Origin of the sequence: Aeromonas sp. PrichA-15 (assembly GCF_017939245.1) — a bacterium.
In the GTDB taxonomy this organism is placed as follows: domain Bacteria; phylum Pseudomonadota; class Gammaproteobacteria; order Enterobacterales; family Aeromonadaceae; genus Aeromonas; species Aeromonas caviae.
The window spans coordinates 1-1,719 of record NZ_JAGKRH010000236.1; the positions used below are offsets into that span (position 1 = coordinate 1).

The 1,719-nt window shown below is 49.4% G+C and carries 1 protein-coding gene and 1 pseudogene; one reads left to right on the plus strand and one right to left on the minus strand.

Features of this window, described 5'->3' with window-relative positions:
- Positions 1-400 precede the first annotated feature (400 nt).
- Positions 401-637, plus strand: a pseudogene (locus tag J9889_RS24285) (H-NS family nucleoid-associated regulatory protein); the annotation flags it as partial.
- Positions 638-964: 327 nt separating this feature from the next.
- Here J9889_RS24285 and J9889_RS19835 read toward each other — a convergent pair.
- Positions 965-1,603 (minus strand): AraC family transcriptional regulator, encoded by a 639-nt coding sequence (locus J9889_RS19835; protein WP_210557819.1) that lies wholly within the window; start codon positions 1,601-1,603, stop codon positions 965-967.
- Between the last annotated feature and the right edge of the window lie 116 nt (positions 1,604-1,719).

The following is a 1,719-nucleotide window of genomic DNA, read 5'->3' on the forward strand; positions in this document are numbered from 1 at the left end:
CGCCGTTGTGGTCGTGGCAGAGGTGGTAGGATAGGCATCAACTCAGTCCTTTGGGTGTGGCTTGTTTTGTTTAGCGACTAATCAGATCGCACAAACTGGACTGAGTTCCCTTCCTCCGGTGATCTACTATTCGGAACAGCTATTTAACTGCTTGGTCTTACCAGGGAGAGCCTTCACAACGCCCAGTTTCGTGCCATCGGGGGTGGATACGTCCACGGAGTCAGTAGGCAATGCAGATATTTTCCATTCTACATAGACTACTCCATGCCCTGCTCTAAGATCGAAAGGCATTGGGGCATTAGGGAAGGTGCGAATAAGTCATATGGCACGAGAGCATTTACTGGTAACCCATTGATATTAAATGACTAAAATTTTCATTTTTTGTTCGTGGGATACTTGTTCGCACTTTCCCGAGCTGCTGAAACAAGCGGGCATAGATCCGAGTGAGCTGGTTGGCACTGCGGCTCCAGCGAAAGCTGATGGTTCAGCCAACAAAGCCAAACGCGCTCCCCGTCCTGCAAAATACAAGTACACCGAAGGCGGTCAGGAGAAGACATGGACTGGCCAGGGGCGCATGCCCAAGGCCATTGCAGACGCTGTTGCGGCTGGAAAAGCACTGGATGACTTCTTGATCTAATGCTGAGAGCCCATGCCTGCTCGGCGTGGGCCTTTAATTCTATCTGTAGTAGGAGCACCGTATGGGGAGGACATTGGAGGATATGATTTCATCCGAATCACCCGAGGTTGTCCAGAGAGCCAAGGCGCTGGCCGAAGAGCAACTGGTACGTCTCAGTGTGACCAAACTGCTTTCAAATCTCGGGCCTGGTGATGTTCCTGCAATAGATCCCGATGTTCTCGATAGTTTGTTATCACTCAAAAGATTAGTTGAGAGCCATGACTGTCGGTTAAGGAAGGTGCGAATAAGTCATATGGCACGAGAGCATTTACTGGTAACCCATTGATATTAAATGACTAAAATTTTCATTTTTGTTCGTGGGATACTTGTTCGCACTTTCCCTAGGGCTACTTGTGAAGGTAAGGCACCTTGGGCTAGGCGCTGGCGGGCAACACGTAGCCGCAAACGCACTAGGTAGGCATGGGGGGACAAGTTAAAAACTTGTTTGAACTGCCTATTTAAGCGAAAACGGTCGATTCCTGTATATAAGGCTAATTCATCCAGGCTGACATCTCTAGCCATCTGATCATGTAAAAAGTCACGAGCACGTAGGACTTGTTGCTGTGAATTGGAGCGCACAGAGCTCGGATGGAGCTGGACATGCTGTGCTAGGTGGGACATGAGTAAATCCAAGCTCAAATCGCGAGCCAAACGCCCTTCTCGACCGTGAATGGCTATGAATGCTTGTTGAATAGCACTTGCAAGTTGACGATCATCAGTCAGTGTATCACGGAAGGTAGCTTGGAGCTGTGAAACATCATTGCCACCTCGTGCTATCAAGGCGGTGTTGACCCATGGCTGTGGCAGATAGAGCATTGAATAGGTGAAACCTTGCTCTTCAGGTGCGTGACCATCATGTACGGCACCAGGCTCGATCAGTATGACTCGTCCCGGCTGACTAAATAGCTGTTCCGAATAGTAGATCACCGGAGGAAGGGAACTCAGTCCAGTTTGTGCGATCTGATTAGTCGCTAAACAAAACAAGCCACACCCAAAGGACTGAGTTGATGCCTATCCTACCACCTCTGCCACGACCACAACGG